Raw genomic sequence first — 14,284 nt, forward strand, 5'->3', positions numbered from 1 at the left:
CTGGGGTGCCCCGGATGGCCCTTTACGGAACGCCAGAGGCGGTCGCGAGAAGCTGCACGGACTCCAGCCACCCCCGACGCAATCCGGCCTCAGTCGACGCCAGGTGAAACGCCCACATCCGCCGATACACCGAGTCAAACCCCAGTGCGGCGGCGTCACGACCCCGGAGCGCGAAGGTCTCCGACCACAGCCGAACAGTTTCCGCGTGGTGCGCCGTCGATTCGACACGGCCACGAAGTCGCAGGCGAGGCGAACGCTCGATCGCGTCCACGAGGTCCGACCACGACGGCGCCGGGCCGGCCTCTGAGACATAGCGTGAGCCCCACGCAGCGAGTTCCACCAACGCGGGCGTCGGCCGGTCCGGACACACCACTGCGTGAACGGCCAGGTGTCCACCCGCTTCGAGCAGTCGTTCGGCCACTCGCAGAACCTCCGAGTACCCTGCCTGACCGGCACTGGCGCCTGGATCTACGGCGATCACCGCATCGACCGCTCCGCCGACGTCCGTCGGACCACCCAGGAACAAGGTGATCTCATCACCCAGGTCCGCAGCCTCGAACCGGGCCCCCAGCGCCGACAGCCTCTCGGTCGATCCCGTCATCGTCCGTACCCGTGCTCCACGCTCAGCGGCCCGCATCGGCAGCTCGCCCCACCCCGGGGTGGCTACCAGGACGCGCGATCCCGCGCCCACCCCCGCGAGGGTCAGCAGAGTATCTGCGGAGCGGCGCTGCGCATCCCCGAGGTCCGTACGCCGTGGAGGGGCGACCGGCGCCTCGAGGTGTACCGCGTCCGTTCCGTCTCTCAACCGAGTCCGCGTTCGGGCCCCCGACGCGAAGACCGCGCCAGAGGTCGACATCGTCTCGTCCGTGTACAGAGAAGTCAGAGTCCCGGGAACCGAGTCCTCGAGTTCGACCGCGACGGTGCCGCCACGCCGCCGGCCACCACCGGCGGGTCCACGCCCCTCACGCCCGTAAGCACGCTGCCCGGGACTCGCACAGTCGGGGTGTGCCGCGATCCAGGGCGCGAGCGCAGCGATGGCCGGCCCGAGGTCCGAAGTCGTCCACTCGCCTGCCATGAACGACTCCCCCAGCCCCACCACACCTGCCGAGGACAGCCTGGCCCAGAAGCTATCTGGTTCACGCAGGACCACGCGCACGGGGGCGTCGTACTCCCCCGCCGCAGACGCGTCGGGATAGTCGATGCGGAGACCCAGTTCACGAGCGGATCTCCGGAGCGCCTGGGCGACGTGACCGGCGGCTTGCCCCTCGATCCCCTCAGGTGGCTCGAGCGCGGGCCAGCGCTCGAGGTCGACGGTCTGCGGCTGGACTCTGACCACCCGGCTCCTCCTCTGCGGCTCACGTCACACGGACGCTACCGCCGCCGTTGGCAGGACCCCGTCAGGCGCGGCGGGGGGAACGTCGCCCGTGTCGCGGGACTGCTACGTGTGCACGTAGTACCTGGGAGCACTATCCTGGATGTTTGTGCCCGCGCGCATCGCGACGCGGGCCCCAGACCAACGAGGCCACAGCGCCCCAAACCACGAACGAGCCTCATCAGGAGCCGCCATGACCGAGCCCGAAACCGATCAGGTCAACGCCACCGCACCGGCCGGCCGCCGGCACCGGGTCGTCATTATCGGCTCCGGTTTCGGCGGTCTCTTCGCCGCCCAGCAGCTCGAGAAGGCGGATGTCGACGTCACCCTGGTGGCCAAGACCGGACATCACCTCTTCCAGCCGCTCCTGTACCAAGTGGCCACCGGCATCCTGTCGGTTGGCGAGATCGCTCCGCCGACGCGTCTGATCCTGCGTGATCAGAAGAACGCGACCGTCGTCCTAGGCGATGTCGACAAGATCGACGTAGCCGCCAAAAAGGTGCACGCCTCCGCTGGCCACATCGGATTCGACCTCGAATACGACAGCCTGGTCGTGGCCGCCGGCGCCAACCAGTCCTACTTCGGCAATGACCACTTCGAACGCTGGGCCCCCGGTATGAAGACGGTCGACGACGCACTTGAGCTGCGTAGCCGCATCCTCGGATGTTTCGAGCAGGCGGAGGTCATAGACGACGAGGAGGAGCGCCGTAGGCTGCTCACCTTCATCATCGTGGGTGCGGGCCCTACCGGCGTGGAGATGGCGGGTCAGGTCGCCGAGCTGGCGCAGCACACGCTCAAGGACAGCTTCCGTCGCATCGACCCTGCCTCCGCGCGGGTCATCCTCCTCGACGCCGCGCCCGCGGTGCTCCCGCCGTTCGGCAACAAGCTGGGCAATGCGGCCCGGGCGCGACTAGAGAAGATGGGCGTCGAGATCCAACTCAACGCCATGGTCACTAACGTTGACTACCACGGCATTGAGGTCAAGGACCCTGACGGCTCAGTTCGGCGGATCGACGCCTCGTGCAAGATCTGGTCCGCCGGTGTGAAGGCCAGCTCCCTGGGCAAGCAACTCGCCGAGCAGACAGACGCCGAGATCGACCGCGCCGGACGCGTCCTCGTCGAGAAGGATCTCTCGCTGCCAGGACACCCCGAGATTTTTGTGGTGGGCGACATGATGAGCCTCGACAACCTACCCGGCGTCGCCCAGGTGGCCATCCAGGGTGGCAAGTACGCTGCCAAGCAGATCGTCGCCGGCGTCGAGAAGGGTAAGACTCCCTCTGAGCGACCGCCGTTCAAGTACTTCGACAAGGGGTCCATGGCCACGGTTTCGAGGTACAGCGCAGTGGTTAAGATGGGCCGCATCGAAATCTCGGGATTCATCGCCTGGGTCATGTGGCTGATCGTCCACCTCGCCTACCTGATCGGCTTCAAGAACCGCCTCACGGCCATGTTCTCGTGGGGCATGCACATGGGCGGCGACCATCGCTCGCAACTGACCTCCACCAAGCAGTGGGTGTATGCACGCCAAGCCCTGGAGCGCGTCGCCGCCGACGACGCGGCCGCGCTCCGGTCTGCCGAGGAGTCACGACTGGAAATGCAACAGCCGTCGACAGCCGCGGTCGACTGACAAGTAGCGGACACGACGCAGACCCGGCGGGGATGTTCCCGCCGGGTCTTTTCTTGTTCGTGCCGAGCGCGGCAGCGTGCGTTACTGGATGTTGGCGAGTCGGACCTGGCCGACGGCGGCGAGGCGACCGGTGTGATCGGTGATCTCAACTCGCCACAATTGCTGGGTACGACCGCGGTGCACCGGTGTACCGGTGGCCGTCAGGGTGCCCTCCGTGACCGCACGGAGGAAGTCTGTCGAATTGTTGACGCCGACAACCTTGCCCTCGCCGTCGAGCCAGACCGCGCCCGCCACGCTCGCGACTTCTTCAACGATCGCGCAGTAGACGCCCCCGTGGACGATGCCGTATGGCTGGTGCAGGTGCGGACCGATCTCTACGGTCACCACGACTCGATCCGGCGTGACTTCTCCGAACTCCATGCCGATCCCGCCGCCGAATCCGACGCCGGTATTGGCTCGGACCATCTCGATCAAATCGTTGCTCACGCCGTCGGACATCGGACCTCTTTCCACGGCCCGGACCCTCCGGGCAGCCGGAGGTGACCATACCCGCACCGGAGACGACCTCGCGGGAGGTCCGGGTGGCTCAACGCATCGAGCGCCAACCACGGTCACGGGTCTGAATAGGTCCTGCACCGGGCGTGCGGGGCAGGCCACTACGACGCCGGACAGCGAGGCCGGCATCGTGCAGGGCCTGGAGAACGTACTGGCCTCGCCGGTATCCGGTCTCGGCGCTGGTGCCGGCGAAGGTAGGGACGATCGTCGCCGCTCCGAGCACGCTCTCGCCCGCCGTCGACCACAGTGCGTCGACGCTGCAGTTGCTCACCTCCGCCAGGCCCTCGAACACCGTCGCCAGAGTGGTGCGCGAGCGACACGCGAGCCACTGCGCGAGTGCCTGCTCGCAGGGCAGCACGATCGTTCCTGGCACGCCCGCACAGGGATCATTCGGGAGCACACGGAACGTGGTGTCGTGGACGCCGGCCCAATCGAGGCCACCCTCGATATCGGTGCGGACGGACATGTTCTCGGCGCCGGTGTCCCAGACACGACCGGTTGTGACGAAGCTCGCCACGGCGCGGCCCAGGACCCCGTGAGTGAACGCCTCGGCCACCAGGTAGGTCGAGAATCGGATGTCGCCCGAATCGGCGAAGTAGTTGCGGAACATCATTTCCACGCGCCCTCCGTCCACGGCGCGCTCGAGCGGCACCCAACGGCGTCGCGACTGCGTGCCCAGGTCCGCGATCGAGTAGAACTTCGGATATCCCGACCTGAAGCCTCCGAGCACCTCAACCGTGTCCTCGAACACCGAGCGGGCACCCGCCAGCTGCGCGGGCAGCGTAGAGCTGGTCATATCGTGTCTTTCCCCCTTGATGATTCTCCTCTTACGAGCCACTCACGTCGTACCGTGGAGATGACCCACGCTGCGATACGTTCCCCCCGTGCCGCAGCGACCCCGGCCATCAGCCCCGGTAACAAGTGTTACAACACACCCGCCCTCATCTCCAAGGCAATACGGCCCTAGACGCCAATCATTGCACTGAGTGCACGGCTGACTTGTCAGCAAACACACAGCCTTCGCTCAGCTCCGCCGCGCCGGCGGCACTGTCATCACCGCAGGTCCACGCGGTGCGGCACCGTCGACTACTCTGGAACGCATGAGTACTGAGCGCGAGGAAGCGCAATCCGCCTCCGGAAACACTGGGACAGCCGACATCGGAGTCACCGGACTCGCAGTCATGGGTTCCAACATCGCCCGAAACTTCGCCCGTCACGGCTACACGGTCGCGGTGCACAACCGTTCCGCCGGGAAGACCGATGCGCTGCTCGAGGAACACGGCGCGGATGGCTCCTTCATCCGCACGGAAACCATCGAGGAGTTCGCAGCCGCTCTACGGTCGCCTCGCCGGGCCCTGGTGATGGTCCAGGCCGGGGACCCGACGGACGCCGTCATCGAGGCGCTCGCGCAGGCGTTCGACGAGGGCGACATCATCATCGACGGTGGTAATTCGCTGTACACCGACACAATCCGGCGCGAGAAGGCGATGGCCGAGCGTGGCATCCGCTTCATCGGTGCCGGAATCTCCGGTGGCGAGGAGGGCGCGCTGGAGGGTCCGTCGATCATGCCGGGCGGCCCCGCGTCCAGCTACGAAGTGGTCGGGCCAATTCTCGAGGACATCTCGGCCAAGGTCGACGGCACGCCGTGCTGCACCCATATCGGCGAGGACGGCTCGGGCCACTTCGTCAAGATGGTGCACAACGGCATCGAGTACTCCGACATGCAGTTGATCGGCGAGGCCTACCACTTGCTCCGGGGGGTTGCCGGGATCGAGCCCGCCGCAATGGCTGCAGTGTTCGGGAAATGGAACGAGGGCGAACTGGACTCGTACCTGATCGAGATCACCGCCGAGGTCCTGGCGCAGGTCGACGCGTCGACGGGACAGCCCCTGGTCGATGTGATCGTGGACCGCGCCGGACAAAAGGGTACCGGCCGCTGGACCGTCAAGTCCGCGCTTGACCTCGGAGTCCCGGTCACCGGCATCGCCGAAGCGGTCTTCGCCCGTGCACTGTCGAGCTCTGTCCCGCAGCGAGAGGCCGGACGAGCACTGCCCGCGGGTTCGGTGTCCACGCCGTCCGAGACCGGAACGGAGTTCATCGAAGACGTTCGCCGAGCTCTCTACGCCTCCAAGGTTATCGCTTACGCCCAGGGTTTCGACCAGATCACCGCGGCGAGCGCCGAGTATGACTGGGAAGTGGCCCGGGGCGATCTCGCCACCATCTGGCGCGGCGGTTGCATTATTCGAGCTACGTTCCTCGACCGTATCCGCGAGGCGTACGCCGAGAACCCGGATCTGCCGACACTGCTGGCGGCGCCATACTTTGCCGAGGCACTGGCAGATTGCATCGACAGCTGGCGACGTGTGGTCTCCACCGCCGTGACCGCGGGAATTCCGGCGCCCGGATTTTCTGCCGCCCTGGCGTACTACGACGGATTGCGTACGGAGCGTCTGCCCGCCGCGCTGATCCAGGGGCAGCGCGACTTCTTCGGAGCACACACCTACCTGCGTACCGACCGCGAAGGTAGTTTCCACACTCTGTGGAGTGGCGACCGTTCCGAGGTCCGGGCCTGAACGGCCGACGCCCCGGGGATCTCGACCGCCAGCTCGCCGAGCTCGGCGTGGCGGTCCCGGTCCGGCACAGCGTCTCGGGCATCGTGAAGGGTGCTCCAAGCCAGATCCAGTCGGCAGCGCTCCCGGACGCGGTGGCCGGCCGGGATCTGCTCGCGGTCGCACCGACAGGTTCCGGGAAGACGCTGGTCTTTGGGGTCGCGGTGGTCCATATGTTGTCAGGCTCCCCCAGCGTGCCGGGGCGACCCCGAGCAATCGTGGTCGCCCCCACCCGTGAGCTGGCCGTACAGAACGCCGAGGTGCTCGCCGAGGTGGGTGCCGGCGCGGGTCTGCGCGTGGCTACTTTCGTCGGCGGCCAGCCGACCACTCGTGACAAGCGGTCGCTAGTTTCGCCCGTGGATATCGCGGTGGGGACGCCCGGACGACTCGCCGATCTTATGCGCACCCGAATTTTGTCGACCACCGACGTCCGTGTCCTGGTCCTAGACGAGGCGGACCACCTTCTCGGTCCCTCCTTCGGGGAGCAGACAGCCGTTGTTCTCGACGGGTGTAGCAACGCTGTCCTTCAGTCCGCGACTGCGACGGCCGACACCGACATCGAAGACCTGCTCCGTGCGCGGAGGCCGAACCTGCAGGTCCATCGCGTCTACTCCCCCGACGTACCCGCTGCCACCGCCTCCGTCTCGCCCGCCGGCGCACCCCGTCGGCTCGTAGTAGTGTCCGCCGCCGACCCGGAAGGGTACGCAGTCTCACTCGCGGCCCGCTGCCGTCGTGCGTTGTTCTTCGTACCGCGGCGGGACGCCGTCGAACCGCTGCGCTTCTCGATCGGCGAGACCGGGGTCGCGGCGGCCGGAGTCGCCGGTTCCGCGTCACCGACCCGGCGTGCCGGAGCATTTGCCGATCTGGCTTCAGGAGCCGTGCGAGTTCTCGTGAGCACTGATCTCGCTGGGCGCGGCCTCGACCTCGATGCCGTGGGACACGTCGTCCATGTGGGCCCGCCCCATTCCGTGCAGGATCTGGTCCACCGCTCCGGCCGCACGGGACGAGGCGACGCCGCGGCCGGTGTGGTGGCCGCGATCGTCCGACCCTCCGAGGTCGCGAGGATAAGCGCACAGGCGCGCGAGGTCGGCATGACCGTGGAGGTCCTGGATACTGCTCACACGACGTCGCACCGCCAGGCCGACGCCCTGTTCGGTCCGGAAATCGTGCTCCCGCGTCGGAGACAGGCACCTGCACCGCGGGATCGGACTCGACGCCCGGCGCAGTCGCGTGTCCACCGGCCAAAGAAGAAGCGGCGGTCGTGAGTTCGCACACCTCCGCTGAACCCGTGGTGCTGATACCGGAGACGATCTGGAGAGCCAGACAGGAGCGGCATATCCGCGCCGTCGACCTGTTGACAACCGACCACCTCGAACGCAGAAGACGCGGAGAACCTCATCCGGTGGTGGACTTTCTGTTCACCTATTACCGCACGAGCGTCGCCACGATCCGTCGGTGGCATCCGGGGCCCGGTGTGATCCTCGAGAACGCCCATCACTTCGAGATGGCGGACCGACGACACTACCGTCGCGATTCATTCCGAGGTATCGATGGACTCGCAGTTGACGCGGACTCAGTAATAGAGCGCTGCGGGGCCCGGATCGACAGGGCTCGGACGATAGTCAACGCCACTGCGTCCCGCGCGGGCGCGACGGGATGCTTTGGTCTGCACGAGTGGGCGATGCTCTACCGCGCCGGAGACAGCGACGTCCGCCACGAGCAGATCCCTCTGCGCGTGTCTCCTGCGGAGATCGACGATGTCATCGACCAATCCAGGCTCCGGTGCACCCACTTCGACGCATTCCGTTTCTTCACCCGCCCGGCGAGGCCCCTTAATCTCACGCCACTGACCCGTGACGGTCAGGCCGGGAATGAGCAGCCTGCATGCTTACACGCCGGGATGGATCTGTACGCTCACGTCGCCGCGATGGAGGCCGGAGCCCCGGGCGAACTACTGCTGGACACACTCCGCGCGTCGTTCGACGCGCGAGAGGTGGATATGCGATCGTCTCCCTACGACCTCTCCTCATGGGGACTTGATCCGATCCGGGTGGAGACTGCCGAGGGGCGAGCGGAGTTCGTGGAACACCAGCGCCTGTGGATCCGACGGACCCAGGCGCTCAGACACAGGTTCCTGGACGCCGTCACGCGACTAGAGGCCCGGGCTATTCCGGAGTCGCGCCGAACATCTTTTGTGCAACCTCGCTGACGACGCGACCGAACTCGAGGTACGCCTCGCTCCCCGCCGTCGCCGTTCGCAAGACCAGCCCCATGGTGCGTCCGGGCTCGGGTTCCGCGAAGCGCGCCACCGCAATGGCGGGATCCTTACTCTCGGGACCGACCGCCGATGCCGGCACCAGCGTCACACCCAATCCGCCCGCCACGCAGCGCACGGCCGTGGTCAGTGACGCGGCACGTGACTCTCCCCTGCCCAGCACAGGCGCTGACACCTGCCGGCAGAGGTCAATCGTCTGATCACGGAGGCAGTGCCCTTCATCGAGCATCAGCAACGGCTGGTCCACGAGTGCTTCAAGTGGCAGATCACTGCGATCGGCGAACTTGTGGCCGGCAGGGACAAGAAGTGCGAAGGGTTCTGAATACAACGGAGTGGCGGTGACCCCGGACGCTTCGGTCGGCACGGCGATGATCGCCAGATCGATCGACCCGTTGCGGAGTCCGTCGAGCAACCGCGCGGTCTGGTCCTCGACGATCTGCGGCCGCAGGTCCGGGAACCGCTCCGCGAGTGCGGGCAACAGGCCCGGGAGCAGATACGGAGCGGCCGTGGGGATCACGCCTATGCGCAGCGGTCCGAACAACGGGCCACCACTACCCGCAGCCGCATCGGAGACGGCATCCATCGCGGACACAGCCGTCCGTGCGTATGGACGGAGCTGTTGACCCGCCGGCGTGACGAGGACGGACCTCGTACTTCGCTCGACCAGATGAAGCCCCAACCCGTCCTCGAGCGTCGCGAGTGCCTGGGAAAGGGATGGTTGGCTCATGCCGAGCTCTTCAGCGGCGCTGCGGAAATGGAGGTGCTCCGCCACCGCGAGGAAGACTCGGAGCTGCATGACGCTCGGAACGAACCGTTGATCGGCCATACCAATCAGTCTAGGCACGGCGATAGCCAAAAGTCGATGATTATTCGCATGTAGCTATAAGTGATCTTACTCTCATTAGGCTTTACCTCTTAGTGCGAGTCGGGCATAGTAGAACGTGTCAGTCCGACAACAACCCAATCCCAGGAGGATCGCATGGCACTTCTCACCATCGGAGACCAGTTCCCCGACTTCGAGCTCACCGCGCTCAAAGGCGGTGACCTCCAGGAGGTCAACGCACAGCAGCCTGAGGATTACTTCGAGACCATCACCAACCAGTCCTACGCTGGCAAGTGGCGGGTAATTTTCTTCTACCCCAAGGACTTCACGTTCGTTTGCCCGACCGAGATCGCCGCCTTCGGCAAGCTCGACGAAGATTTCCAGGACCGCGACACGCAGATCCTCGGCGGTTCGATCGACAATGAGTTTGCGCACTTCAACTGGCGCGCGACCAACGACGAACTCAAGACGGTTCCGTTCCCGCTCCTGTCGGACATCAAGCATGAACTCATCCAGAACCTCGGCGTGGAGAACGCCGACGGTGTGGCGGATCGTGCCACCTTCATCGTTGATCCGGACAACGTGATCCAGTTCGTCTCGGTCACCCCGGACGCCGTGGGCCGCAACGTCGACGAGGTCCTTCGTGTCCTGGACGCGCTGCAGTCCTCCGAAGTGTGTGCCTGCAACTGGCAGAAGAACGACCCGACCAAGAACATCAACAAGATGGACATGCTGCAGGAGGGCATCAAGTGAGCATCGAGAACCTGAAGTCCGGTCTCCCGGAGTTCGCCAAGGATCTCAAGCTGAATCTCGGTTCGCTGGCTCGGTCCACTGAGCTCACGGAGCAGCAACTCTGGGGGACCTTCCTCGCCACGGCCGCCGCCACCAAGTCGGCGACCGTACTCTCGGAGATCGCAGACGAAGCACGCGGACATCTGTCGGACGAGGCGTTCAACGCCGCACTCGGTGCCGCGTCCATCATGGCGATGAACAACGTGTCCTACCGCGCCAAGGAATTTCTGGGCGAGGACTACACGCAGGTCCGCATGGGCCTCCGCATGAACATCATCGCCAACCCGGGCGTGGAGAAGGCTGACTTCGAGCTGTGGTCGATGGCGGTCTCTACCATCAACGGTTGCGAGAACTGCACCGCTGCCCACGATGCCGTCATCCGCAAGGAAGGCCTCACCAAGGAGCAGGCCTGGGAGGCTGTCAAGATCGCCGCCACCGTCACGGGTGTCGCGCAGGCTGTCGAAATCGACGCCAACATCTGACAGCTCGCCACCGTTAGTGGTGCCACACCGCGAGGCCCCGACGACGTCGTCGGGGCCTCGTCGTTGTCCTGACACGTCGTTGCTGGTGTCGCATCCCCGGAACAAGGGGAACAACGGTAGCTTCATGAGATGAGCGGGTGACTGAACTGAACGCGCCCGTAACACCGAACGAAGCAGGAGCACTCATGATTCCAGGTGACGGACAGTCCGAGGACGGCGCGCGGGACGATCCCGATCAGCCCCGCTTCTATGGCGAGCAGAACTACGGGGAGCAGGCCTATGGCGGCACAGGCAACGGCCAGCAGTACGGCGACCCTGCCTACGGCCAACACGGCTACGGCCAGCAGTACGGCGACCCTGCGTACGGGTCCGCCTACCCGCAGAGCGGCGGCTACTACGAGCAGTCGATGCCCGGTACCAATACCTTCGCCACCGGGACGGTGTCGGCGACGGGCGCCATCGGAGCCGGATGGCGAATGTTCATGGCCAATCCTCTGCCGTGGGTGCTCATCACGCTACTCGCAGGGGTGGCCAGCTTCGTCCTCAACCAGCTGGGGCAGCTCGGAACCGACTCCGACTCAATGGCCCTCGGGCCGACCGGAATGGTCTTCAGCGTCCTGACGATCCTCCTCGGATGGCTGTTCCAGGCGTTCACCATCAGGGGCGCCCTCCTCGAGGTGGACGGGCACAAGCCCTCGCTGGGCGCTTTCTTCACGCTGCACAACTTCGGATGGTTCGTCGTCGCCTCCATACTCGTGTCGATCGCGACGGCACTAGGTCTCGTCGCCTTCCTCGTGGGCGCGTTGGTCGTCGCGTTCTTCCTCTACTGGACGAACTACTTCGTCATCGACCGAGAGATGACCGCCATCGACGCCGTCAAGTCCAGCTTCAACGCGATCAAGTCGGACGGTGGCAACCTCTTCGCCCTGGCGATCCTCAACACGCTCATCGTGGTGCTCGGCTTCCTGCTCCTCGGCATCGGCGCGCTAGTCGCGCTCCCCGTGGCGACCTTGTCCTCGATGTACGCGTACCGGCTCATCACCGGCCCGAGCGACTTCTCCAGCCGGGCCGGCGTCGTCCCCGGAACTTCCCCACAGCAGAGTTTCTGACCGCTCAGAGGCGATGAGGCGGGGCCCTCCGACCGGGTGTCCGGAGGACTCCGCCTCGTCCCGGACGAGTCAATGGGGGCACTATCAGCCCATCGGCTCCACAGGCTCCACGGGCTCGGCGGGTTCGTCCTCGTGCACCATCGCGCGGCGCACCGCCCAGATGGTCCCCGCGAACGCAAGAAGCGCCAGTGGCCATCCCATCGCTATACGAGCGGCCCCGAGCCACGTCACCTCGTCACTGAGATACAAGACGTACTGCAGGACCGCCCGGATCGCGAACAGCGCCGCCCAGAAACACGTCGCGACCGCGTACCACCGGCGCGCTGCGGAGATCCGACGCCAGGCCATTCCCTTGCCGTCGAGAAATCCCCAGATCACTCCGACGAGTGGCCACCGTGCGAGAGCCGACGCAGCGAACGCGGCCCCGTACACCGCTTGGGTGATGATCCCGTAGAGGAAGTACCCTTTAGCGCTGCCCGTACGCCACGCGATGAACACGCAGATCGCGACGCCGATGAACCCGGAAATGGCCGGCTGGGGGTTTTCCCGCCTGACCAGGGACCAGAGGAGCATGGCCAGCCCGACACCCAGTGCCGACCAGATGGCCACTCCGAGGCCCCAGATGGCGTTGATGGGAACGAACGCGATGATGGGAATCGACGAATAGACAAGCCCGCGCACACCGCCCATCTGCTCCAGTAGCGACGCGTCCGGGTCACCGAATGCGGTCTTGCGGGTCTTCTCGGGGCGCTGGGCGGGGTGCGGGCCCTTGGGCTGCTCTTCCTCGTGGCCCTCAGGCTCTGTCACGTGATTCCTCACCGGTTCTGCGGGGCTGCCCGGCGAGCAGCTCGTATCGCGGATTGAACATGATCTTGTTTCCGTCCCGGATGCCTACGCGGCCGAACACGCGGATGAACCTGCCCGTATCGATCCCGGGAATGGCGCGCCGTCCCAGCCAACACACCTCAAAAGCTCCGGTGCCGTCAAACACCTCCGCTGTCACCCCGAGAAAATCCTCGCCACTACCGGTCAGCACGGTCCGGATCCGTCCTGTCAGTGAGGCGAGGTCACCGCGTCCGACCTCGGAGACCCGGACACACCCGAATCCGTGGACACGGCCGGAGAGGTCGGCCGCGTCAAGGGCGTCGACTGAGTCGGTGAGCCGGGCACTCAGCTCGCGCAGAGTACGCCCCAGTGGCATCGTCAGACCTCCGCTGTCAGCAATAAACGAGTCATAGGTCGTCGTCGCCGCGCAGCCGGTCCATGGCGCTGCCGTCACGGCGCGGTGCAGGCTGAGCTGGAGACGCCTGCGCCTGGGCGGATGCATCCTGGGGCTGGGGCTGCGCCGCCGCGGGCTGGCCGGCATTTGGGGTGATCTGACCGGCTCCCATCTGCTGCTGGTAGGCCCTCGCCTGCTGCTGGGCGGCGGCCTGTGACTGGGCCTTGACCAGAGCCTGCTGAATCTCGTCCGGGATAGTCAATGGAAGTTGTTCCTTCACCGGCATCGGCCCGTCGCCCCGGTTGATCAGCAGATGCTCGAACACCTCGCGCCCCTCGACGGCAGCCTGCTCCGCAAGCTCCGGTGTGGACATGATCCGGACTTCGGCGGTCCAGCGGTTGCCGTCGACTCCGATCGCACGGAACACCGCCCCGGGCATCTCAGCGACGAGCTCGCGGCCCCACGGGCCGTCCACCACGGTGACATCTGCGCCCTGCTCTTCGAGCTGCTCCCGCATGCTCGCCACGAGGAGGCGCCACTGCCCGGCCGACTTCGGCGCCGCGAAAGCCCGCGGGATGACCCTCGACACCTGAGTGACCACATGGAACTCGGGCTGCCCGTTGGGGTCCAGAGCGACGTTGAGATCGCGCCCTTTAGGCACGCCGATGGCCATTGCACCAAGATCGATGTGTCCGAAGCCGAGTGCCTCGAAGTACTTCTGGACGTCCCCTACCGCCGAGCGGTCATGAGGTCCCGGTGCGACCGGACCTGAACCCTCAGCCTCGCCGGATGCGGTGGTGTCGCGGGCCGCGGTCGCTGGCTTCTTACGTCCGAACATGGTGGAATCCTCTCCCCGTACGGCCCGATCCCGGGCAGTATCGTCTCACGCGACGCTACCCAACGATCCTCTCACCGGTCAGGTCAGGCGGTGGTGTCCGCCGGTCGACCCGTGACCGCTTTCGCCACGATCGGTCTCATCGAGTTGGTCGACCTCCACCACATCCCAGAGCTCAACCCGTTGGATGATGAGCTGGGCGATCCGGTCGCCCCGCGTGATCCGGACGGTGTCTGAGGGGTCGAGGTTGATCAAGTTGACCTTGATCTCACCTCGGTAGCCCGCGTCGATCGTGCCCGGAGCGTTCACGATAGACAGGCCAGCCCGTGCCGCAAGTCCTGACCGGGGGTGAACCAGCCCGACGTAACCGGACGGAATCGCGACCGCCACGCCCGTTCCCACGAGCTCCCGGCCTCCAGGCGTGAGATCACAGTCCACAGCGGCGTGCAGATCAATCCCCGCATCTGTCGGGTGTGCCCTTGCCGGCAGCGGCAGTTCAGAGTCCAGTCGATGCAGCCGCAACTCTTCACGCGGGGTCTTCACGTCGTCCGAAACGTTCATGGTGTCGTTGCCCTCCTGCCGGGCC

Annotated in this window: 15 protein-coding genes; 7 read left to right on the forward strand and 8 right to left on the reverse strand. The window is 65.9% G+C overall.

The features are described 5' to 3' along the window. Positions 1-22 precede the first annotated feature (22 nt). Positions 23-1,336: a class I SAM-dependent methyltransferase gene (locus tag ON04_RS11720; protein WP_010541812.1), complete on the reverse strand. Its 1,314-nt coding sequence runs from the start codon at positions 1,334-1,336 to the stop codon at positions 23-25. A 229-nt stretch (positions 1,337-1,565) separates the two neighbouring features. Between ON04_RS11720 and ON04_RS11725 the strand changes: the two genes are divergently transcribed. Continuing rightward, positions 1,566-2,999 carry an NAD(P)/FAD-dependent oxidoreductase gene (locus ON04_RS11725; protein WP_010541813.1) on the forward strand — a complete coding sequence of 478 codons (1,434 nt, stop codon included), beginning with the start codon at positions 1,566-1,568 and terminating at the stop codon, positions 2,997-2,999. 81 nt (positions 3,000-3,080) lie between these two features. On the opposite strand, the gene ON04_RS11730 is transcribed toward ON04_RS11725, so the two are convergent. Next, positions 3,081-3,497 (reverse strand): PaaI family thioesterase, encoded by a 417-nt coding sequence (locus tag ON04_RS11730; protein ID WP_010541814.1) that lies wholly within the window; start codon positions 3,495-3,497, stop codon positions 3,081-3,083. Positions 3,498-3,585: 88 nt separating this feature from the next. Further along, positions 3,586-4,350, reverse strand: coding sequence for a hypothetical protein (locus ON04_RS11735; RefSeq protein ID WP_010541815.1), 765 nt, complete (start codon positions 4,348-4,350; stop codon positions 3,586-3,588). Between the two features lie 304 nt (positions 4,351-4,654). Here ON04_RS11735 and gndA point away from each other — a divergent pair, with 304 nt between their 5' ends. From gndA to ON04_RS11750, 3 genes are read left to right on the forward strand one after another with little or no spacing between them, the layout of a single operon-like run. Continuing rightward, on the forward strand, positions 4,655-6,127 hold the full coding sequence (gene gndA / locus ON04_RS11740; protein WP_010541816.1) for an NADP-dependent phosphogluconate dehydrogenase: 1,473 nt from the start codon (positions 4,655-4,657) through the stop codon (positions 6,125-6,127). Further along, positions 6,094-7,428 carry a DEAD/DEAH box helicase gene (locus ON04_RS11745; RefSeq protein ID WP_010541817.1) on the forward strand — a complete coding sequence of 445 codons (1,335 nt, stop codon included), beginning with the start codon at positions 6,094-6,096 and terminating at the stop codon, positions 7,426-7,428. The genes gndA and ON04_RS11745 overlap by 34 nt, the downstream gene beginning before the upstream one ends. Continuing rightward, entirely contained in the window at positions 7,425-8,372 is a 948-nt protein-coding gene (locus ON04_RS11750) for a hypothetical protein (protein WP_010541818.1), read from the forward strand. Before ON04_RS11745 ends, ON04_RS11750 begins: the two co-directional genes overlap by 4 nt. On the opposite strand, the gene ON04_RS11755 is transcribed toward ON04_RS11750, so the two are convergent. Continuing rightward, entirely contained in the window at positions 8,329-9,264 is a 936-nt protein-coding gene (locus ON04_RS11755) for a LysR substrate-binding domain-containing protein (protein WP_029458313.1), read from the reverse strand. The two genes, ON04_RS11750 and ON04_RS11755, sit on opposite strands and share 44 nt — an antisense overlap. Before the next feature lie 153 nt (positions 9,265-9,417). Here ON04_RS11755 and ON04_RS11760 point away from each other — a divergent pair, with 153 nt between their 5' ends. From ON04_RS11760 to ON04_RS11770, 3 genes are all read left to right on the forward strand, one after another. Beyond that, positions 9,418-10,014, forward strand: a complete 597-nt coding sequence (locus ON04_RS11760) for a peroxiredoxin (RefSeq protein ID WP_010541821.1) — start codon at positions 9,418-9,420, stop codon at positions 10,012-10,014. Further along, on the forward strand, positions 10,011-10,535 hold the full coding sequence (gene ahpD / locus ON04_RS11765) for an alkylhydroperoxidase, AhpD family (RefSeq protein WP_010541822.1): 525 nt from the start codon (positions 10,011-10,013) through the stop codon (positions 10,533-10,535). The genes ON04_RS11760 and ahpD overlap by 4 nt, the downstream gene beginning before the upstream one ends. Before the next feature lie 185 nt (positions 10,536-10,720). Continuing rightward, entirely contained in the window at positions 10,721-11,644 is a 924-nt protein-coding gene (locus tag ON04_RS11770; RefSeq protein WP_010541823.1) for a DUF2189 domain-containing protein, read from the forward strand. An 84-nt stretch (positions 11,645-11,728) separates the two neighbouring features. Here ON04_RS11770 and ON04_RS11775 read toward each other — a convergent pair whose 3' ends face one another. From ON04_RS11775 to dut, 4 genes are all read right to left on the reverse strand, one after another. Beyond that, on the reverse strand, positions 11,729-12,451 hold the full coding sequence (locus ON04_RS11775; protein WP_010541824.1) for a DUF3159 domain-containing protein: 723 nt from the start codon (positions 12,449-12,451) through the stop codon (positions 11,729-11,731). Continuing rightward, positions 12,438-12,845, reverse strand: a complete 408-nt coding sequence (locus ON04_RS11780) for a single stranded DNA-binding domain-containing protein (RefSeq protein ID WP_010541825.1) — start codon at positions 12,843-12,845, stop codon at positions 12,438-12,440. The genes ON04_RS11775 and ON04_RS11780 overlap by 14 nt, the downstream gene beginning before the upstream one ends. A 31-nt stretch (positions 12,846-12,876) precedes the next feature. Further along, complete coding sequence (locus tag ON04_RS11785; RefSeq protein ID WP_010541826.1) at positions 12,877-13,701, reverse strand: DUF3710 domain-containing protein; 825 nt, start codon at positions 13,699-13,701, stop codon at positions 12,877-12,879. 78 nt (positions 13,702-13,779) lie between these two features. Then, a complete protein-coding gene (dut, locus tag ON04_RS11790) occupies positions 13,780-14,259 on the reverse strand; it encodes a dUTP diphosphatase (RefSeq protein ID WP_010541827.1) in 480 nt (159 codons plus the stop codon). Positions 14,260-14,284: the final 25 nt, after the last annotated feature.

Source organism: Dietzia alimentaria 72, assembly GCF_000226215.1.
Taxonomy (GTDB): Bacteria; Actinomycetota; Actinomycetes; order Mycobacteriales; family Mycobacteriaceae; genus Dietzia; species Dietzia alimentaria.